The sequence below is a fragment of the Luteibacter sp. E-22 genome (assembly GCF_049913125.1).
Classification (GTDB): domain Bacteria; phylum Pseudomonadota; class Gammaproteobacteria; order Xanthomonadales; family Rhodanobacteraceae; genus Luteibacter.
Genome location: NZ_CP183975.1, coordinates 3,775,066 through 3,794,227 on the forward strand (window position 1 = coordinate 3,775,066; position 19,162 = coordinate 3,794,227).

Here is a 19,162-nt window from a genome sequence, read left to right on the forward strand (position 1 = left end):
ATCAGGCGACCGGTTCGAAGCGGAAGCCGGTCTGGATGACCGGGTCGACCAGCCAGTGGTCGGCCAGCAGGAAGGCGAACAACACCATCAGGTAGACGATGGAATAGTTGAACATCTTCATCGCGAAGAGATCGTCGGGCGGATTCAGCATGCGAACCGCGTACCAGAGGAAACCCGCACCAAGCACCACCGCGCCGAACAGGTAGATCAACCCGCTCATGCCGGTGAAGAACGGCAGCAGCGTCACCACGAAAAGCAGGATCGTATAGAACAGGATGTGCCAACGTGTGTAGGTGACACCGTGGGTCACCGGCAGCATCGGTACCTGCGCGCGCGAGTAATCCTCGACGCGGAAGATCGCCAGCGCCCAGAAATGGGGTGGCGTCCAGACGAAGATGATGAGCAGTAACTGCAACGCATACGGATGCAGCGAACCGGTGACGGCGGTCCAGCCGAGCATGGGCGGTGCCGCGCCGGCAATGCCGCCGATGACGATGTTCTGCGGCGTCGCGCGCTTCAGGTAGGCGGTATAGATCACCGCGTAGCCGATCAGCGAGAAGAAGGTGAGCACCGCCGTGAGCATGTTCACCAGGAACACGAGGACCAGCATCGAGACGATGCCCAGGCTCATCGCGAACACGAAGACCTGCATCGGCGTGAGTTGGCCCGTGGCCAGCGGGCGATGCGACGTCCGCGTCATCAGTTTGTCGATGCGCTGGTCGATCAGGTGGTTGAACGCCGCGGCCGACGCGGAGGCCAGCCAGATGCCCAGCGTGCCGAAGACCACGGCGTGCCAGCCGGGCAACATGCGCTGCCCATTCGCATCCACCGCGAGGAACATGCCGATGATGGCGCAAAAGACCAGCAACGCGACGACGCGCGGCTTGGTCAGTTCGAGGTATTGACCGAGGATGCTCAAGGGGACTCCGGCGCGGACAGGCGCTGCGTGCTGGCAAGCGCCACCAGCAGGGTGAACAACAACAGCGCGGCGACACCATTGTGCGCCGTGGCCACCGGCAGCGGCAGCCCGAGGTGCACGTTGCCGATACCGAGCAGCACCTGGGCCACCAGGACCACGGCGACGGCGATACCCGCCTTGCGCAGCCCGGCACGGGCCAGACGGTGGGACAACCAGCCGAGGTAGCAGAAGGTCACCAGGGCACCGATGCGATGGGCGATCTGGATCGCGCTGCGCGCGGCCATGTCGAGCACGCCACCCTCGTAGTTGACACCGATGCCGCGCCAGAGCACGAAGGCCTGCGGGAAATCGGTCTCCGGCCACCATTGGCCAAGGCACTTGGGGAAGTCGGTGCCACATGCGAGCGCGGCGTAGTTCGAACTGGTCCAGCCGCCAAGGGCGATCTGGCACACCAGCACGACGATGCCGATCGCGACCGGAACACGCAGGGCGGCGAAGCGGTCGTCCGGCGTGCCGACACGCCACCAGCGGAGCGCCACCCAGGCCAACAAGGCGAACGTCGCCAACCCGCCGAGAAGATGGCCCATCACCACGATGGGTTTCAACAGCAGGGTCACCGTCCACATACCGAGCATGGCCTGGAAGATGATGACGGCCAGTGCCGCCACGCCGACCTTCCAGGCCCCGGGCCGATCGAGCCTGGCCGCGGCGGCCAGCGGCAAGGCGATCGCCAGGGCCGACAGGCACGACGACACCACGTGCTCGCCGCGCATGTACATGATCACGCCCACCGCGGCGAACACCGCCGCGAGCGACACCGCCGCCACGGCGAACCGGTGGCGCCACGCGGCGATCAGTGCGATCGCCAGCACCATCACACCCAGGCTGCCGGCGAGAAAGCGGTGCACCTGCTCACGCCAGGCCTTGTGCGTCTCGTAGGGACGGTCGGGAAAGGCTTCGTTCGCCTGCGCGATGTCCTGCGCATGGCCCGGCCAGGTCGCCTTGCCGTAGCAGGTCGGCCAATCGGGGCAGGAGAGCCCCGCGTTCGACAGGCGCACGAAGGCGCCGAACATCACCACGCCAAAAGCGAACAGCGCCGCGAGCAGCGCAAGCGTCCTGAGGATCTTCACGGACCGCGGCGACATCAGCGAATCACCTTCTGCAGGTCCTTGCGCAACCCATTCGGGTCGAAGCCTGCCGGGTAATACGACAGCGCGGTCGCGTTGGACTCGACCAGCACGGCGGCCACGCTATCGGGCTCGGTCGGACGGAACTCGCCGAAGGCGTCCGCGGGATCGGAGCCTGTCTTGTAGGCGGCCATGACCGAATCGGCCCCGTCCGCCGTGGGCGCGCTCCCGAGGTACAGCAGGCGCAAGCGGTCGGCGTTGCGGTTGAGCACGATGCGCGCATTGCGCATGAGTCCCAGCGTATGGACGCAGCGTACGGCGCAACCCGGCCCGGGCAGCGCCACCAGGGTGAGGCGCGGTTCGACATCGCGCCATGCCCAGGGCTGTCCATCGACCTCCACGCGCACGCCGCCAAGGCTGCGCTGCGGCACGATCGGCTGCCCGTTGCCCTTGCCCTGGGGTTGCCAGCCGGAAAGGGTGAGCAACCCCGCGGCGACGATCGGCGCGAGGAAGACCAGCATGATCAGGACCAGCTTGAGGCGGCCGCTGCGGGGTGTCGTGGTTCGGACGGTCGGATCGGTCATGAGCTCTCGGGCCGCTACTTAGCGTCGCTTGCGGTGCAGGAGGACGAAGATCACCAGCGCCGCGAAGGCGAAGGTGAACCACTGGAATGCATAGGCGCGATGGCGTGCCGGCGGCATGAAACCCGGCGTCCAGTCGCGCGTATAGATGCTCGCCGGATCGGCGTCCAGCAGGAGCACGCGAGGATACAGCGAGCGGCCCAGGTCGGCGCCGATTTCCTTCAGGTCCATGTAGACGACCGTCTTCTCCGCGCCCGTCTGCAAGGGCAGGCGGTCGCCGCCCATGCGGATGCCCACGCCAGGCGGCGGCACGTACAGCCCGCGGACGCTCGTCCGCCCCGCCGGCAGGGGCGGCAAGCGGGGGTTCGCGCCGGATTCCTTCGGCAGGAAGCCGAGATCGACCAGCAGGTAGGGGTCCTTGCCGAGCGGGGCGAACGGCGCGTACACATGCACCCCCACCTTGCCCCCGTGGGTCTGGTCGTCGAGCAGATAGTAATGACCGGGCACGAAAGCGCCGCGCACGTCGACCCGCGGATAGCGGTCACCGGGCGGGACCTCGGCCACCGCGCCGAAATCCTCGACTTCGGCCGCGGCCGATGCGGCGAACCGCCGCAGGAGCTCGTCCTTCTCGTCCGCGCGATCCAGTTGCCAGACGCCCAGGCGCGCGAAAACCAGCACGCCCGCCACGGTGAGTGCGACAGCGAACCACGTCGGACGGCGCAGGAAGGTCATGCAATACCCTGCGAAGTGACCGCTATACTCGGATTGTCGAAATGGGGCGGAACGGTCACGTGGAAACCATCTACAAATACGCGCTGGTGATCCTGCTGCTGGTGGTGCTGTTCAACCTCGGGCAGGCCCTGTTCTTCATGATGACCGACAAGGGACAGAGCAAACGCACCGTCTGGGCCCTCACCCGCCGCATCGGCCTGTCGTTGCTGCTCATCGCCATGGTGGCGCTGGGCATCTTCATGGGCTGGCTGCACCCCCATGGGGTCGGGCAATTCTAGCGCGCATGGCCGGAAGGCCAAGGCGCGGTGCGGCAATCGGTGCCGGGGACCGGAGCGTGGCCTGTTGAAAGGGGCGAGAGGCGCTACTGGTAGATATCACTCCCATCCAGCTGCAAGACCGCGACACCGCCCTTGGCTAGCGCTTCCATCTGCGATTCGAGCCCCAAGCGCTGCGTGTCGGGCATGGTTGCCACGGTAGGGTACGAAACGCTGGGCGGACCAGTGCGCTTTGCGTCGGACATGATGATCAAGTTCAAGTAGAGACCCTCAGGCTTGAGGATGCATTCCGATTTCTCAGGCGACCATGCCCCACCAGCATCCAGGCAGCGATCGACGTCATCGCCAGTCCAGCGGAATGCTGCCGATGCAACGGCGATGGGTCCGACGACCACCAGAACCAAGCATCGGAATGCTGTCGCTCGTGCCTTAGCAATCATTCTCGCACCTTGATATCGGTGCTCTCAGGACTTCCCGAGAGCCCTCCATCAACGTGCGATTTTCTGATAAGAACTACCAACGTTGAATGGAGTTAATGTCGCTGACGCATTGCGCCAGGCGGAGCCATCGGATCAACAACGCCATATTTCAAATCGACGCGAACCCCACTTGTCGAGGTAGTGGGAGGGCTCTTCCGGATCACTTTTTCTGCTCCAGCATATTCCACCACCAAGTGAGAGGAATCCACCCACCGCAGATTCACACCATAAGCGCTTCGATTTCTCACCGCAGCATATAGGACCACAGTGGCTGTGTAAGAAGTACATTCCCCCCGCACAGGAACGACACAAACGTCATACCAGTACGATGTCGTCGCCCCGCCTCCTTGCTCAATGACCACCGCCTCAGCGCCTCCATCGGGCGAGGCTATCCGGACGACTTCATCACCTCCCCCGGAGCAACCCGCAAGAAGTCCAGCAGCGATGACGACATATCGCCATAAGGTCATCCCCCCTTCCAAGATCGGTTCAAGGGCCGTGGGCCTCCCGCAGCTGCGAACTTATTTATGCGACTGTCCAATGCATTTCCTTCCAATCTTCATCATCATTTCGGTCATCCGCGTCACGACACATCCGAATCCAGCTACCACAGAAAGAAATATAAGTGCCGCGCCTAACTCGCCAAGTTCACTTGTCATGATCACAACACAGAATAGCCATATGGTTCCGATTGCTGACGCGAAGACAAGTTGATGGTAGTCCTCTAAAATCGCTCGCCGAGCAAGAGGCATCGCTAGCTTCAATACCAGGTACAGAATAGCTCCGGCCGCAAAACTGTTAATGAAGGCAGCGAACAGGCCGATGACAGCCAACCAATAGTGAAATTCGTATGGTGGTTCGGCAGGAGGCGGCCTGTAGACGAGTTCAACGATTGCAATGATCGGAACCGAAGCAACTACGTCCAGCGTCTTCAGTGCAATCGAACGTCCACAATCACCGGGAAACTTGCAGCTCATTTTTGATAACGAACTGCACACATATGCGCAAAAATGAAGTGTCGTGAGCGACACCAATACGTTTGTCTTCCTTGAAATCATAACGGACGCTCCGTTTCACGCAGACGTGTGTTGACAAGAACGCACTTAAGTGCGAGCTGGATGGAAGTCATCACCGATGCCATGACTTAGAAAACGCCGGCTTGGGATGGCTATACTTTCCTGGGTACAAGTTCGGATTGAGTGGACTGCTATTGATCGATCCACTAGACCTGTCGATTCCTTTTGCTCGCGCCGTCAATCTGTGTCGGACTAAAGTATTTGCGAACACGTTCACTTCGATACAGATAAATGGCTAGCGACATAGAAGATAAAAATATCAGGCTCGGATAAACATGTTCGACTATGGACGGCGGAGTCACATCATTGATTTTCGCGATGACAAAGGCACTAGCACCCGACAGGAGCCACGCAAAAATATGTAATGCGCGACCGCAGGAAATCTTTTTCAGGATGAGGATGGCAGAAAGCGCCCAAACGAGATGAGCGGCAGCTAAGACACATCCGCTTCCATTTGACCACCATTGCTTTGCGTCTATGACATGACCGTATAAGTCAATTGCCGCTGGTGGGATAGTCAGGAGGGCAGATAGTAAACTCAACAACGCGAGTGCTGTTAGGAGTCTTAAGAAGCCCGGCATCTCAAGGAAATTAGAAACCATGCCAGCTCCAGGTTAGTGGCCGATCATTTCAATGCCTACAGAATAGCCAAGTCCAATGCCGTATCTATTGAGCTGTAGATGATGCGACGGACCGGGCGGATCGAGGTACTCATTTCCCGAGTTGTCGAGCTGAACTCCCGCTGTCGCCTGAAAGAAATTGCCTCCGACTACCCCAGCCGTGTAGCTGCCTTGTGCAAATACGCCAAGCGTCGTTCCGTGGGCGCAATCCTTGCCATCCGCACCCGGTCGAGCACCTTTGGGGTCCAAACTTCCTCCGACGGAAACACCTACTCCCAGCCTTCCTCCGTAGAACCATTCATTGCTCCTCGGATCTCGACCGAATGTAATCCCACCGCCAAATCCAAGATACGCCTCGAACGAAAACGACCAAAGTCCTAACGGATCGATCCGTATATACGGATTGCCCCGCACATACGCATACGTCGACATGCCGGCCTCCAGTCCCAGAGGATCACTCTGAACATACCGCCCGCTGCTCGGGTCGTAGTCGCGCCAGCCGTTCTGGAATAGTCCCGTCACCGCGTCGTAGCGCTGCCCCGGGTAACGCATGTCGAAGACATATGTCGTCCCGTCCTTGTCGACGTCCTCGTTCGGCGGCGTGCTGCCGAATGCATCGCCGGTGAGCGGCCAGTGCCAGATCGCCTTGTCGGTGGCCCGGTCGATGACGACGCGTGGCGTGCCGAGATGATCGGCCTGGATATCGCGGATGGCGTCGCCGTCGAGCGCGGCGACGGGCAGGTCGTCCAGCCAGACCATGTGCCGGATCGGTCGGCCGGCGCCGTCGTAGTCACCCAGCCAGTGGCCGGCCTCGTCGTGCAGCGAGACGGTGGTCTGCCCGGCGATGTAGCGCGCGACCTGCTGGCCGAACGGGTTGTACGCGTAGTTCATCTCGACCACGCCGTTGACCTTGACCTGACTCATCCGGCCGCTGGCGTCGTAGATGAATTCGCGTTCGCCGATGCGGATGGTGTTGCCGGTGGCGTCGTACTCGCGCGCGACCTTGTTCGCGACGAGCAGATGGTGGCTGTCGGTGGCGTAGGTATAGCGCCGGAACGAGAACGGCAGGGTCGTCCACGACAACCGGTTGCCGGTCTTGTCGTAACCGTATTCCTCGATGCTGCCGTAGGGATTCTCAGGCGTGGATTCGAGCGAGCCGGCATCGTGCACCCGCGCGTTCCCGTCGGGAAAGATTTCCAAGGTCGCCGAACCCAACGTGATCTGGTTGACGAAGGTGGTGGTGTCGTAGGTCAGCTTGGCCTTGAACCCATCGTTGCGTCCGTCGTGCACGTCGGCCGGTTTGCCACTGAGGTGGTAGAGCCGCTGGACGGTCCGCGTGCCAGCGGTCCAACCGATGACGTGCCCCGGGGCGTCATGGTGGACGTCGGCGAGGATCGGCTGCATGGGGTTCCCGGCGGTCTGGGTATCGACGCCGGTCACGCGGCCCGCGCCGTCACGCCGATAGGTCACCTGCCGACCATCGGGATAGGTGATGGCCGCCAGTCGGCCCGCCGCCGTGTAGGCGTAACGCAGCGCCAGACGGACGCCATGGGTGACCTGCGTCTTCTTCGCAATGCGTCCGGCGAAGTCGTAGCAGAACGTCGTGCTGCCTTCCCGGTCGGTCACCGTGCCCAGACGGCCGACGGCGAAGGTCGCCTCGGCGGGACAGTCGGCCGGCGGCGTGTCGTAGGTGAAGGTGGTGACCGTGGCATCGCTGTAGGTGAGCGTGGTGACGCGGCCGAGCGCATCGTAAGCACGCTGTACCTGGCGACCGTCGGCGGGGGTTTCCTTCACGGGCTGGCCGCTGGCGTCGTGCTCGATGGCGGTATCGCCCGTGTCCGGGCTGCGTTGCCAGAGCAGATCGCCCAGGCCGTTGCGAAGGTAGGCGGTGGACAGCCCCTTGGGATCGACGACGGTCTTCACCCGGTCGGCGCCATCGTAGGTCATCGTCGCCTTGCCGCCGGCGTTTTCGTACCCGTAGTCGATCTGGCTGACGCGGCCCCGAGGGTCGCGACGGTAGTGTTCCTCGTCGCCACTAACGCCTTCATGCGTGCCCATGTATCGCCCGGCGGGGTCGTAGTCGTAATACCGCGCGCCGATACCGGGATGGGTGACCCATCGGGGCAGGCCGTGCTCGTCGTATTCGTACGAGCGGGAGAAGTCTTCCGTGCCATCGGCGCGCACGTAGGTGTCCTTGGCGAGGAGCCCTCGTCCGTTCCGCTCGATCACGCGCCGATGACCCAGCGCATCGATCTGTTCGACCAGCCGATGGGCGGCGTTGTAGCGATGGGTAAGGGTGACCCCGTCCGGATCGGTCAGCGTGTCGATGTCGCCGTTGGCGTTGTAAGTGAACCGGGTGACGCTGTCCTGGGCCGACGGGCTGCCGTCGCGGCGGGCGCGCACGGCGATGTCCACGGGGCGGCCGGCGGCATCGTAGCTGCGGTCGGTACGCACGCCGTTGACGTCGGTACTGCTCAGGACACGGCCGGCGCCGTCGCGGGCCAGCACGGTGCCGACGTGGCCGAGCGCGTCGGTGACGGTGTGCAGATCACCCTGGCGCCACGGACAGGCGGCCGGGCCGCTGGCACAACCGGGAGCGTCGCTGGCGTGGTAGGCGTAGCGGGTGGTGTCCTCGGCACCGACCCGGGGCCCATCGACGGTCACGACACGGCCCGCCGCGTCGTAGGTATAGCGGGTGACACGCTCCGTCGGCCATGCACCGGCCGAGGCATCCGCCGCATCGGCCAGACCGCCCTCGCGCTGTGCGAGCAGGTTGCCCCTGGCGTCGTAGTCGAAGGTGGTCCACTGCGCGCCGCTGTCGATCCGCGTGGGCTTGGCGAAGACCGGATGCCAGGTGGTCTTCACCGTGCGCGCCACCGAGGTGCCATCGGCTTCGGTGCGCTCGATCTCCAGCTGGCGCGCGGCATCGTAGCGATACGTCGTGGGTACGCCGAGGTAGTCGGTCTGCCGGGCGACGAGGCCGCCGCCGAGGTAGTCGAAGGTGCGCACGAGATCCTCGTCGCGGAAGGGCTCCTCACGCTCGCCCAGGTGGATCTGCCCGTTCACGAAGCGGGGCGACCAACGCTCGGCGTACGGAACGTCTTTCTTATGGACGGTGATGCGGCTGCCGTCGGTATCGACATCCAGCCGGGTCTCTTCCAGGCCGCCGCCATGGCCGGAGCGTATGGCGCGGTTGTGCGTGTCATAGTGGAAGGTCGCGAATCGCTTCCCATCGCCACCGACGATGCCGGTGAGCTTGTGGTTGGGCGTGCCGCCCATCGCCGGTTCGTCGTAGAGGTAATGGGCGGCACGCCCGTCTGGATACGTGACCTTGACCAGGTCGGCGTCGAGGCCTTCGAGGATGTCGCCGCTGTAGTCGTAGCGAAGTCGCCCGCCGTCGGGTTGGTCGACGGTTTCCAGGCGGCCGAGACGGTCGTAACCCAGGCGCAGCTCGCGGCCCTGGCGGTCGCTCACGCGCACGAGCACGGTCGCCTTGAGGCCAATGCCGACCTCGATCTCGTCGTAGTGCAGGGTGACCATGTTGCCATTGGGATCGGTGCGCGAGCGCAGCCGGCCGTCAGGGTCATAGTGCTCCGCCGTGAGGTCGGGCCAGGTATACGTCCAGCCGCCGTCGGGACGCTCGCTCAACGTGCCGCGCTCGCCCTCGGCCGGAACGAAGGTATCGCCCTGTTTGACGAAGCGCGTTTCGTTGCCGTCCTCGCGAACCAGATGCAGGGCGGTGCCGTAGATGAGTCCGTGGCTGTCGTAATAAGGACGGCGGACGAAGGCGCGGTCCCAGGAGTGGCGCCAGCGGGCGCCGATACGGGCCCCGGCGGGATAGCGGGCGGCGACGTTGCCAAGGCGCCATGGGAGCGAGAACGCGCCGCTGTGATAGGTACGGGCGAAGACCAGTCCCGATGCCGTCGGCCCGGCGTAGTCGACGACGGTCTCGATCTTGCTCATCGTCAGCGGGTTGATCGGGTTGCCGACGGTGGGGCTGTTGCCGATGGGGCACTGGTTGGCGCCGCTTTCCTCCGGCTCGCCCAAGGAGGCCGCCTTGGGAATCGCGTCGGGCGAGACGCAGGCGACGGCGCGCGTGGCGGTGACGCGATCGCGGTTGTCGAGGAACACGTCGCTATCGGTGATCAACACGGCATCGGTGGGGCACGAGCGAACCGGCAGGATGTCGCCGTCGATGATCTCCTGGCGGCTTCCCTGGGCCGTCTCGACATCCAAAGTGATGTCGAGCACGGAATACGCACTCTGCTTGCCCTCCTCGCCAGGCACCTCGCGCAGGGCGTGACCCTTGAGCGCGCAGGCCAGGAGGTTGGTGTGTGTGGCGCAGTAGGTGGCCGCGGCGAGCTTGACGTCGTCGTCGAGCTGCTCGGACGCGTGGTGGACCTCGCCTTCCGCCGTGGGTACCAAGTGGCCGTCGACATACGCGGGAAAGGGCGTGACGGGTTCGTCGGCGTGGACGACGCCCGTCAGCAGGGCGAGATGGGTGGCGATGGCCCATGTGGCGCGTGGGTAAGACATGTTCCCCTCCGAACATCGTGATGAACGTGCACGGTAGAGGGGCTATCGGGATCGGCGATATGGAAGGATTCTGAAAATCGGAGGTGAGGTGGAGTGACGGGCGAAGACGACAGCGGATGTCGGTCGATGGCGCACAGAGATGCGCGGGTAAGCCCGTTTCGGTGGTCGTCGTCGCAGTGAAGCCCGTTTGCCGCTGAAGCGTCTCTCACATGGACAGGCGCGACTTCCACGTTGCCTGCGGTGCGGCAATCGATGCCGCACCGCACCGCCGGATCAGTGACTCGTACCCAACATGACCTTGAACGTCGCGCGCATGTCGGCCGGCACGCCACCCTGTTCCAACGTCTTGTCCAATTGCGCGTAGCGCTTGCGGAACGCCGCGACTTCCGCCGCGAAGTTCTCCGGGTGGTAGTCGATCAGGAGGTCGGCCTGCGCGGCGAGCGAGACCTCGTCGGGTACGCCGTTCACGTCTTGCCAGTGCGCCTTCAGCCACGCCACCGCCTCGCGCACGTCGCGCATCCGGCCTGCAAGGCCGTTCACATCCGGTGCGTTCGCGGGCCACCTTACCTCGACGATCTGTGCCCGGTCGTAGCCATGCTCGGGCAGGGTCACGTGCAGCGTGAGGTCCTTGCCGGTGAGGCGCCAGGTGCCGGGCTTCGCATCGTCGGCACGGGTGAGCGCCACACCATCGACCGTGACACTCACCGGCATCGCCGAGCCCAGCACATCCACGGACCACTGGCGCGACGTGGGCATGCCCGCATAGCTACCGGCGCGGGGCGCGATCCGCACGCGAAGCGCTTGCTTGGACCACTCGGACGAAAGCGCCGTGCGCGCGAACGCGTTGCCACGGTAGGCCTCGTCGTCTCCCGCATCCTCATACAGCTCCGCCTTGCCGTTACCACCCGGGTAGACACGCAACGTGCGCGCGCCACGATCGTGGGCCACGCTCACCGTCGGATCGGTGTTGGTCGGAATGATCGCGCCCGCCCGCACGAATACCGGCACTTCGTCCAGGCGATAGCGGCCGCCGAACGTACGGCCGCCCTTCACGAGACTGCCATCGGTGGTGTCGAACCAGTTCCCCGCCGGCAACCACGTCTCGTGCGTGGTAAAGCCGTTGGCGTCGCCTGCCGCGGTCACCGGCGAGACCAGCAGGTCGTCGCCGAACATGTACTCGCCGACCGCCTTATAAGCCTCATCGTTGTCGGGCCAGCCGTAGTACATCGGACGCACCAGCGAGACGCCCGTGTCGTATGCCTTGCGACCCATCGTGTAGGTGTACGGCAAGAAGGTGTAACGCGTGAGCACGGTGTCGCGCAGCGCATCGAACTGCGCCGGTGCGAAGCGCCACGGTTCCTTCGTGAGGTTCGGATTCTTGGTGGTGTGCGTACGCATGATGGGGCTCCATGCGCCGAACTGCATCCAGCGGATGTACAACTCCGGATCGATGCGCCGCGTGGCCGGATCGCTTTCGTCACGGAAGGTGTGGCCGCCCAGGTCATGGCTCCAATAGCCATACAGCACGTTGGACGCGGTGGCCGTGAAGCGCGGCTGGAAAGCCAGCGAGCCCCAGGAGATGATCGAATCGCCCGAGAAGCCCACCTGGTAACGATGGTTACCGAGGCCGCCCCAGCGGTGGTAGATCAAGGCGCGCTTATCGTCCTGCTCCTGCATGTGGGTGAAGAACACATGGTTGAGCCACCACGTGTTGGACAGCCCCGGCATCGCCTTCGACTCCTTCCACTGCTGCCAGTCCAGCCACCAGAAGCTCACGCCCATGGCGTGCAGCGGATCGAGCACCGTGCTGAAGTACGCCGCCATGTAAGTGGCGTCGGTCGCTTCGAACGGCAACGGTTTCGCCGGGTCGGCCTTCAGCGCGGCCATGAAATCCTTATAAGCATCTTCGTGAGGCAGGATGCCGGACGCCGGGTGCAGGTTCAGCGTCGTCTTCAGCCCCTGCTCGCCGAGCCAACGCAGCAGGCGCCCGGGTTCGGGAAACAGGCTGCGGTTCCACGTATAGCCTGTCCAGCCCATGCTCTGGCCATTGACGTCCTTCTTCGGGTGCACCCACGAAAGACCGTCGGTGCGGTGCCAGTCCATGTCGATCACGAGGACGTCGAGAGGAATGCCATAACGGTTGAAGTGGGCGACGAGATCGCGCAGTTCGTCGTCGCTGTAGTTCCAGTAGCGCGACCACCAGTAACCGAAGGCATAGCGTGGCGGCAGCGGCTCGCGCCCGGCGACGAGGGCGAAATCGCCCAGCGCCGCGGTGTAATCGTGGCCGTAGCCGAAGAAGGTGTAGTCGGTGCAGTCCTGGCAGGCGCGGCGATGCACCCAGGGCAGTTTCTCGTTGCCCAGCACGAAGCTGCCGGTATCGTCGACGAGATGCCAGCCGTCGCGTGAGATCAGACCGTCGCCCAGGTCGAGCAACGAGTTGTCCGACGCGTGACGCTCGCCATCCACCTGGTCGAGCGTGCGCGCGGTGCCGCCGAGATTGGCGGTTTCCTTCATCCCGGGATGCCAGTCGATGGTCGGCTTCGTCGTTTTCGACGCGATGCTGAGGTTATCGGCCGTGAACGCGCCCGAACCCTCCTTGTAGCGTAGCGTCAGCACATCCGTGCGGATGACCAGCCAACCCTTTTCATGATCGACCCTGGCCTTCACATCCGGCGCGCTGCCGCGCGTGGCGAAGACCAGCGACGGCGCATCCTCGAACTGCGCGTTCGGCGAATACTCCATGCGAATGACGCGTGGCGTAAGCACCGTGAAGCGGGCCTGCCCGCTGACAACGGGCGCATCGGTGGCGTGCAGCGGCGCGGTGGCGGCACACGCGAACACCGCGAGCGCGACCAGGCGAGACATCTTCATGCAGGACCTCCCCTTTTCAGGAGGTCCGAACCTAGCATGAGATCGATTTAACCGGGTTAGCCATCCAGACTTCCCAACAGTTGACACCGAGCCACCACCGGGCGAGGATCGACCCATGAATCGTCCGTCCAAGCTCATTACGCTGATTAGCATCGCCATCGCATCGATGGTGGGTTGAATCACGCGCGCAAGGTGACCGACAACCCGCCCCCAGAGGCGGGTTTTTCATAGCCGCCTCCGGCCCACCGCTCGACCGGAGACACGTTTCGATGCAAGCCCCTGCCCCAGACGCCACCGATTACCTCCGTCGCATCCTCAACGCGCGTGTCTACGACGTCGCGCGGCGTACCGAACTGCAGCACGCCACCGTACTTTCCGAGCAGCTGGGCCACGACATCCTGCTGAAGCGCGAAGACACCCAGCCGGTGTCGTCGTTCAAGTTGCGCGGTGCGTACAACCGCATCAGCGGCCTTCCCGCCGACGTATTGGCACGCGGGATCATCACCGCCTCGGCGGGTAATCACGCGCAAGGTGTCGCCTGGTCGGCAGCGCAATTGGGCGCACCCGCGGTCATCGTCGTGCCGCAGACCGCTCCGCGCGTCAAGGTGGATGCCACCCGCCGCTTCGGTGGCCCGACGGTCGAGGTCGTGGAAGCCGGCGAGTCGTACAACGAAGCGTTCGCGCACGCATTGGCGCTCCAGCGCGAACGGGGCATGACCTTCATCCCCGCCTTCGACGATCCGGACGTGATCGCGGGACAAGGTACCGTGGCCATGGAGATCCTCAGCCAGCATCAGGGCAGGATCGACGCCATCTTCGTGCCCATCGGCGGCGGCAGCCTCGCCGCCGGCGTCGCGACCTACGTGAAGATGGTACGTCCGGATATCCGGGTGATCGGCGTGCAGACGCACGATTCCTGCGCGATGGCACGATCGATCGAGGCGGGCCGTCGTGTCGAACTGCCGGAGGTCGGCCTGTTTTCCGATGGAACAGCCGTGAAGCTCGTCGGCGAGGAGACGTTCCGGTTGTGCAGGGATTACCTGGACGAGGTGATCCTCGTCGATACCGACGAAGTCTGCCTGGCCATCAAGGACATCTACAAGGACACGCGGCGTTTCGTCGAGCCGGCAGGCGCGCTGGCCGTGGCGGGAGCGCGCCGATATGCATCGCAAGCCGGGGCGCGGCGGTTCACGCTGGTGGCGATCACTTCGGGTGCCAACCTCAACATCGATCGCATTCGCTTCATCGCCGAACGCGCCGCCGTGGGTGAATCGCGCGAAGCCATCTTCGCCGTCAGCATCCCCGAGGAGCGCGGCAGTTTCCTGCACTTCTGCGAACTGGTGGGCGAGCGCAACGTCACCGAGTTCAACTATCGCCTGGGAACGGACGACAAGGCACGGATCTTCGTGGGCTTGCAGATCGACGACAGGGCCGAAGAAGCACCCCTGGCCGCGACCTTCGAGGCCGCCGGTTTCTCCGTCGTCAACCTGGGCGGCGACGAACTCGCGACCCAGCACATCCGACACATGGTCGGCGGTCGCTCGACGGATGCGCAAGGCGAACGGCTATTCCGCTTCGAGTTCCCCGAACGCCCCGGCGCGCTGATGCGCTTTCTCCGCTCGATGTCGCCGGAATGGAACATCAGCCTGTTCCATTACCGGAATCAGGGCGCCGACTGCAGTTCCACCCTGGTCGGCATCCAGGCCGGCGCGGACGATGCCGCGCTGACCCGGTTCCTCGACCGGCTCGGCTACCCCTATCGCGAGGAAACCGCCAACCCGGCCTATCGCCTGTTTCTTCGTTGAACGCCGGTCAGAGCACGTAGACGAAGAGGAACAGCGCCAGCCAGACCACGTCGACGAAATGCCAGTACCACGCGACCGCTTCGAAGCCGAAGTGGTCGTCCTTGGAGAAGTGGCCCTTCGCGCAGCGCACCCAGATGATCGCCAGCATGATCGTGCCGAGGGTCACGTGCATGCCGTGGAACCCGGTGAGCATGAAGAACGTGGCGCCGTAGACACCGCTGCCAAGCGTGAGGTTGAAGTGCTCGTAGGCTTCCGCATATTCGTGCGCCTGGAACCACAGGAACAGGCAGCCCAGCAGCACGGTGGCGCCGAGGCCGATCAGCAGCGCCTTACGGTGGCCCGCCTTCAGCGCGTGGTGCGCGATGGTGATGGTCACGCCGGACGACAGCAGGATCAGCGTATTGAGCAGGGGCAGGCCCCATGCCGGAATGGTCTGGAACGAGCCGCCGATCTTCTCCGGACCGCCGCCACCGCTGGCGCCCCACGCGGCTTCATAGCCCTGCCAGACGAACTGGTGAGTGAGCACGCCGTGGCCCTCGCCACCCAGCCAGGGCACCGCGAAGAGGCGAGCGTAGAACAGCGCGCCGAAGAAGGCACCGAAGAACATCACTTCGGAGAAGATGAACCACATCATGCCCATGCGGAACGAGCGGTCCACCTGGCCGTTGTAGTTGCCGGCCAGCGATTCGTTGATCACCGAACGGAACCAGCCGAAGAACATGCCCAGGATCATGGCGATGCCGACCCAGAACAGCGGCTTGCCGAAGCCACCCTCGCCGGGCTGCGCGTTCAGCCAGTGCGCGGCACCGAACACGGTGACGAACATGGAAACCGCTGCCACGATCGGCCAGTAGCTCTTGCTCGGTACGAAATAGACGTCTTGTTGCTGGTGACCCATGGTGGTTTCCCGTGGATATCGCTTGTTTTAGCCGGTCAGACCTTCAGCATCTGCACGATCGAGAGCAGGAACACCGCCACCGCGAAACCGCCTGCGATGAGTGCCGTACGGCGGGCGCGCTTGCGGCGCGCCCCGATCTCGACGTCCGTGATGTCCTGCATCGATCAGTGTTCCGTGTTGCCGTGGGCGAGCTCGTCGTCGTGGATGACCGGCGGCACGTCGAAGGTGTGGAACGGCGCCGGCGACGGCACGGTCCATTCCAGGCCCTTGGCGCCTTCCCACGAGCGGTCGGCGGCCTTCTTCTTGGAGAAGAACACGCAATGGATGACCACGCCCAGGAAGATCAGCTGCGAGGCGCCGAACCAGAAGCCGCCGATCGAGCTGATCATGTTGAAGTTGGCGAAGGCCACGTTGTAGTCGGGAATGCGGCGGGGCATGCCGGCAAGTCCCAGGAAGTGCTGCGGGAAGAACAGCACGTTGACCGAGATCACGCTGGACCAGAAGTGGATCTTGCCCCAGGTCTCGCTGTACATGTTGCCCGACCACTTCGGAATCCAGTAATACGCGGCGGCCATGATCGAGAAGGCGGCGCCGGTCACCAGCACGTAGTGGAAGTGGGCCACGACGAAGTAGGTGTCGTGGTACTGGAAGTCGGCCGGGGCCAGGGCGAGCATCAGGCCCGAGAAGCCGCCGATGGTGAACAGGATCACGAAGGCGATCGAGAACAGCATCGGCGTCTCGAAGGTCATCGAGCCGCCCCACATCGTGGAGACCCAGTTGAAGACCTTCACGCCCGTCGGCACCGCGATCAGCATCGTCGCGTACATGAAGAAGATCTCCGCGCCCATCGGCAGGCCCACGGCGAACATGTGGTGCGCCCAGACGATGAACGAGAGGAAGGCGATGGAGGCGATGGCGAACACCATCGCGCGATAGCCGAAGATCGGCTTGCGGGCGAAGGTGGGAATGATCTCCGAGATGATCCCGAACGCGGGCAGGATCATGATGTAGACCTCGGGATGCCCGAAGAACCAGAAGATGTGCTGGAACAGCACCGGGTCGCCGCCGCCGGCGGCATTGAAGAAGTTGGTGTGGAAATACTTGTCGGTCAGCAGCATGGTGACCGCGCCGGCGAGCACCGGCATCACCGCGATCAGCAGGAACGCCGTGATGAGCCAGCTCCACACGAACACGGGCATCTTCAGCAGGTCCATGCCCGGGGCGCGCATGTTGAGGATGGTCGCGATGATGTTGATCGCGCCCATGATCGAGCTGATGCCCATGAGGTGGACGGCGAAGATGGTGTACGCGATGGACTCACCCTGCAAGGACAGCGGCGGGTACATCGTCCAGCCGCCGGCGGGGCCGCCGCCCGGCATGAACAGCGTCGACAGCAACAGGATGAACGCGAACGGCATGATCCAGAAGGACAGGTTGTTCATGCGCGGCAGCGCCATGTCGGGCGCGCCGACCATGAGCGGGATCATCCAGTTCGCCAGGCCCACGAACGAGGGCATGATCGCGCCGAAGATCATCACCAGCGCGTGCATCGTCGTCATTTCGTTGAAGAAATACGGCTGCACGAGCTGCATGCCCGGCTTGAACAGTTCCGCGCGGATAACCATCGCGAAAGCGCCGCCGATGAAGAACATCGTCAGCGAGAAGATCAGGTACAGCGTACCGATGTCCTTGTGGTTCGTGGACATCACCCATCGCTGGAAGAACCCCTTCGGGGCTCCATGGTGATCGTGGTGGTCGTGGGTGGCTGCGTGCGCCATGGCCTTGCACCTCTACCTTAAAACGTAAGCGGGTTAACCCTGGGGGGCCGGGGCGGGAGCGTTCTGGGCGGTCTGCGCGGCCTTGCGTACCTTGGCCTCGTCTTCCTGCGTCGCCAGCCACTGTTCGAATTCGGCCTTGGGTACGGCCTTGACCACGATCGGCATGAAGCCGTGGTCCTGGCCGCAAAGTTCGGCGCACTGGCCGCGGTAGACACCGGGCTCCTTGATCTTGGTCCAGGCCGCGTTGGCGATGCCCGGGATCGCGTCCATCTTCCAGCCCAGCGCCGGCACCCACCAGGAGTGGATGACGTCGCCGCCGACGATGATGAAGCGGATCTTGGTGCCGACCGGGACCACGAGGGGCTTGTCCACGTCCAACAGGTAGGTCTGGTAGCCGTCGACCTGGATCTTGTCCGGATCGAGGTTGGACTTGAGCTGGCGGGTACGGTCGGAGGTCTCTTCCAGCTTCGACATGAAGCCGACCTGGTCGACGCCCTTGCCCTTGTAGTCCACGTAGTCGTAGCGCCACTTCCACTGGTAACCGGTGACCTTGATGGTCATCTCGGCGTTGGTGGTGTCGGCGAACGAGGTGAGGCCACCGGTGGCCAGGTGGGCCAGGAAGATCAGGATGATGACCGGGACGACGGTCCAGACCACTTCGAGCTTGGTGCTGTGCGACCACTTCTCGGCCACGGCGCCGCGCGACTTACGGAAGCGGAACATGGCCACGAACATGGCGCCGAAGACGACGATGCCGATGACCACGCAGACCCACAGGGCCACCATGTGCATGGCGTAGGGCGACCATTCCGCGGCGCCCTTGGTCATGTTCAGCTGGTTCGGTTCCGGGTTGGCCCAGGCCGTCCCTCCGAACAGCGCGAAGGCGCCCGCCGCCCACGCCGATACCGATCGTCCGATGCCGCCAGATGTCATGTCTTGCACCTTTGTTGAACCTACCTGCGCCTCTGGCCGGAAACTTCGGACAGCAGCACCATGAGTTTCCTTGACGCCTCGACCCTTTCCTCTTCCCCAAGGAAGGCGCCGATTTCCAGCTCGTTGCCGTGCGACGTGAGCAACAGACGCTTTCGCCCGTCTCCCGGTGCCAGCCCTACCTTCAACCAGTACGTCTGGAACCGGACCGTCCGGTGTCCCGGCACGGCACGAACCTCCAGCATATCCGGCCCTATCGCGATACGTTCACCCCTGCCGCCGGCCCGCCAGGCCGCGCCAAGCGCGAACCCCACGACGAAGGCCTCCACCAGGGCGAACACGGGAGCGAACACATTCCCCTGCCACGCACCGAGTGACGCCGTCGCCAGGGCCATCGCCGCCAGGCCGATGATCAGTCGACGCAGACCGCGCTTGTCCAACGCACGGTTGGGCCTGAGCCACAACACGCGCGGCTGACCCGCGACGGTCGGTCGAAGCACGATCATGGGGACCCGGCGTGCCTGGAACGTTGGGA

Annotated in this window: 15 protein-coding genes; 2 read left to right on the forward strand and 13 right to left on the reverse strand. The window is 63.9% G+C overall.

What is annotated here, in order from left to right:
- Position 1 precedes the first annotated feature (1 nt).
- The 4 genes from cyoE to ACN9M2_RS16875 are packed head-to-tail and all read right to left on the reverse strand — an operon-like array spanning position 2 to position 3,359.
- Positions 2-919, reverse strand: coding sequence for a heme o synthase (gene cyoE, locus ACN9M2_RS16860; protein ID WP_426285778.1), 918 nt, complete (start codon positions 917-919; stop codon positions 2-4).
- Positions 916-2,064, reverse strand: coding sequence for a COX15/CtaA family protein (locus ACN9M2_RS16865; protein WP_426285779.1), 1,149 nt, complete (start codon positions 2,062-2,064; stop codon positions 916-918). Before ACN9M2_RS16865 ends, cyoE begins: the two co-directional genes overlap by 4 nt.
- Positions 2,064-2,630: a hypothetical protein gene (locus tag ACN9M2_RS16870; RefSeq protein WP_426285780.1), complete on the reverse strand. Its 567-nt coding sequence runs from the start codon at positions 2,628-2,630 to the stop codon at positions 2,064-2,066. The genes ACN9M2_RS16865 and ACN9M2_RS16870 overlap by 1 nt, the downstream gene beginning before the upstream one ends.
- An 18-nt stretch (positions 2,631-2,648) precedes the next feature.
- Positions 2,649-3,359: an SURF1 family protein gene (locus ACN9M2_RS16875; protein ID WP_426285781.1), complete on the reverse strand. Its 711-nt coding sequence runs from the start codon at positions 3,357-3,359 to the stop codon at positions 2,649-2,651.
- A gap of 41 nt (positions 3,360-3,400) precedes the next feature.
- On the opposite strand from ACN9M2_RS16875, the gene ACN9M2_RS16880 reads away from it, so the two are divergent.
- Positions 3,401-3,637 (forward strand): twin transmembrane helix small protein, encoded by a 237-nt coding sequence (locus ACN9M2_RS16880; RefSeq protein WP_072322441.1) that lies wholly within the window; start codon positions 3,401-3,403, stop codon positions 3,635-3,637.
- A gap of 997 nt (positions 3,638-4,634) precedes the next feature.
- Here the strand turns inward: ACN9M2_RS16880 and ACN9M2_RS16885 are convergent.
- The 4 genes from ACN9M2_RS16885 to ACN9M2_RS16900 form a co-directional block, all read right to left on the reverse strand.
- Positions 4,635-5,171, reverse strand: coding sequence for a hypothetical protein (locus ACN9M2_RS16885; RefSeq protein WP_426285782.1), 537 nt, complete (start codon positions 5,169-5,171; stop codon positions 4,635-4,637).
- A 164-nt stretch (positions 5,172-5,335) separates the two neighbouring features.
- Entirely contained in the window at positions 5,336-5,791 is a 456-nt protein-coding gene (locus tag ACN9M2_RS16890; RefSeq protein WP_426285783.1) for a hypothetical protein, read from the reverse strand.
- 12 nt (positions 5,792-5,803) lie between these two features.
- The gene (locus ACN9M2_RS16895) at positions 5,804-10,345 is read right to left on the reverse strand and encodes an RHS repeat-associated core domain-containing protein (RefSeq protein WP_426285784.1); all 4,542 of its coding nucleotides are present in this window, start codon (positions 10,343-10,345) and stop codon (positions 5,804-5,806) included.
- 273 nt (positions 10,346-10,618) lie between these two features.
- The gene (locus ACN9M2_RS16900) at positions 10,619-13,216 is read right to left on the reverse strand and encodes a TIM-barrel domain-containing protein (RefSeq protein WP_426285785.1); all 2,598 of its coding nucleotides are present in this window, start codon (positions 13,214-13,216) and stop codon (positions 10,619-10,621) included.
- Between the two features lie 269 nt (positions 13,217-13,485).
- Here ACN9M2_RS16900 and ilvA point away from each other — a divergent pair, with 269 nt between their 5' ends.
- Positions 13,486-15,021 carry a threonine ammonia-lyase, biosynthetic gene (gene ilvA / locus ACN9M2_RS16905; protein ID WP_426285786.1) on the forward strand — a complete coding sequence of 512 codons (1,536 nt, stop codon included), beginning with the start codon at positions 13,486-13,488 and terminating at the stop codon, positions 15,019-15,021.
- Between the two features lie 7 nt (positions 15,022-15,028).
- Here the strand turns inward: ilvA and ACN9M2_RS16910 are convergent, their stop codons facing one another.
- Genes ACN9M2_RS16910 through ACN9M2_RS16930 form a run of 5 tightly spaced genes read right to left on the reverse strand, consistent with a single transcriptional unit; the run spans position 15,029 to position 19,133 of the window.
- On the reverse strand, positions 15,029-15,919 hold the full coding sequence (locus ACN9M2_RS16910) for a cytochrome c oxidase subunit 3 (RefSeq protein ID WP_426285787.1): 891 nt from the start codon (positions 15,917-15,919) through the stop codon (positions 15,029-15,031).
- Positions 15,920-15,954: 35 nt separating this feature from the next.
- Positions 15,955-16,080, reverse strand: a complete 126-nt coding sequence (locus tag ACN9M2_RS16915) for a hypothetical protein (protein ID WP_426285788.1) — start codon at positions 16,078-16,080, stop codon at positions 15,955-15,957.
- A 3-nt stretch (positions 16,081-16,083) separates the two neighbouring features.
- On the reverse strand, positions 16,084-17,697 hold the full coding sequence (gene ctaD / locus ACN9M2_RS16920) for a cytochrome c oxidase subunit I (protein WP_306849197.1): 1,614 nt from the start codon (positions 17,695-17,697) through the stop codon (positions 16,084-16,086).
- A gap of 33 nt (positions 17,698-17,730) precedes the next feature.
- Positions 17,731-18,630 carry a cytochrome c oxidase subunit II gene (coxB, locus tag ACN9M2_RS16925; RefSeq protein ID WP_426285789.1) on the reverse strand — a complete coding sequence of 300 codons (900 nt, stop codon included), beginning with the start codon at positions 18,628-18,630 and terminating at the stop codon, positions 17,731-17,733.
- Positions 18,631-18,650: 20 nt separating this feature from the next.
- A complete protein-coding gene (locus ACN9M2_RS16930) occupies positions 18,651-19,133 on the reverse strand; it encodes a DUF2244 domain-containing protein (RefSeq protein WP_426285790.1) in 483 nt (160 codons plus the stop codon).
- Between the last annotated feature and the right edge of the window lie 29 nt (positions 19,134-19,162).

Coding starts and splice junctions, on each gene's coding strand:
- ACN9M2_RS16900 (WP_426285785.1), bottom strand. CDS start 13,216: ATGAAGATGTCTCGCCTGGTCGCGCTCGCGGTGTTCGCGTGTGCCGCC.
- ACN9M2_RS16930 (WP_426285790.1), bottom strand. CDS start 19,133: ATGATCGTGCTTCGACCGACCGTCGCGGGTCAGCCGCGCGTGTTGTGG.
- ACN9M2_RS16915 (WP_426285788.1), bottom strand. CDS start 16,080: ATGCAGGACATCACGGACGTCGAGATCGGGGCGCGCCGCAAGCGCGCC.
- ACN9M2_RS16875 (WP_426285781.1), bottom strand. CDS start 3,359: ATGACCTTCCTGCGCCGTCCGACGTGGTTCGCTGTCGCACTCACCGTG.
- ilvA (WP_426285786.1), top strand. CDS start 13,486: ATGCAAGCCCCTGCCCCAGACGCCACCGATTACCTCCGTCGCATCCTC.
- ACN9M2_RS16895 (WP_426285784.1), bottom strand. CDS start 10,345: ATGTCTTACCCACGCGCCACATGGGCCATCGCCACCCATCTCGCCCTG.
- ACN9M2_RS16885 (WP_426285782.1), bottom strand. CDS start 5,171: ATGATTTCAAGGAAGACAAACGTATTGGTGTCGCTCACGACACTTCAT.
- coxB (WP_426285789.1), bottom strand. CDS start 18,630: ATGACATCTGGCGGCATCGGACGATCGGTATCGGCGTGGGCGGCGGGC.
- ACN9M2_RS16910 (WP_426285787.1), bottom strand. CDS start 15,919: ATGGGTCACCAGCAACAAGACGTCTATTTCGTACCGAGCAAGAGCTAC.
- ctaD (WP_306849197.1), bottom strand. CDS start 17,697: ATGGCGCACGCAGCCACCCACGACCACCACGATCACCATGGAGCCCCG.
- ACN9M2_RS16865 (WP_426285779.1), bottom strand. CDS start 2,064: ATGTCGCCGCGGTCCGTGAAGATCCTCAGGACGCTTGCGCTGCTCGCG.
- ACN9M2_RS16890 (WP_426285783.1), bottom strand. CDS start 5,791: ATGGTTTCTAATTTCCTTGAGATGCCGGGCTTCTTAAGACTCCTAACA.
- ACN9M2_RS16880 (WP_072322441.1), top strand. CDS start 3,401: ATGGGGCGGAACGGTCACGTGGAAACCATCTACAAATACGCGCTGGTG.
- ACN9M2_RS16870 (WP_426285780.1), bottom strand. CDS start 2,630: ATGACCGATCCGACCGTCCGAACCACGACACCCCGCAGCGGCCGCCTC.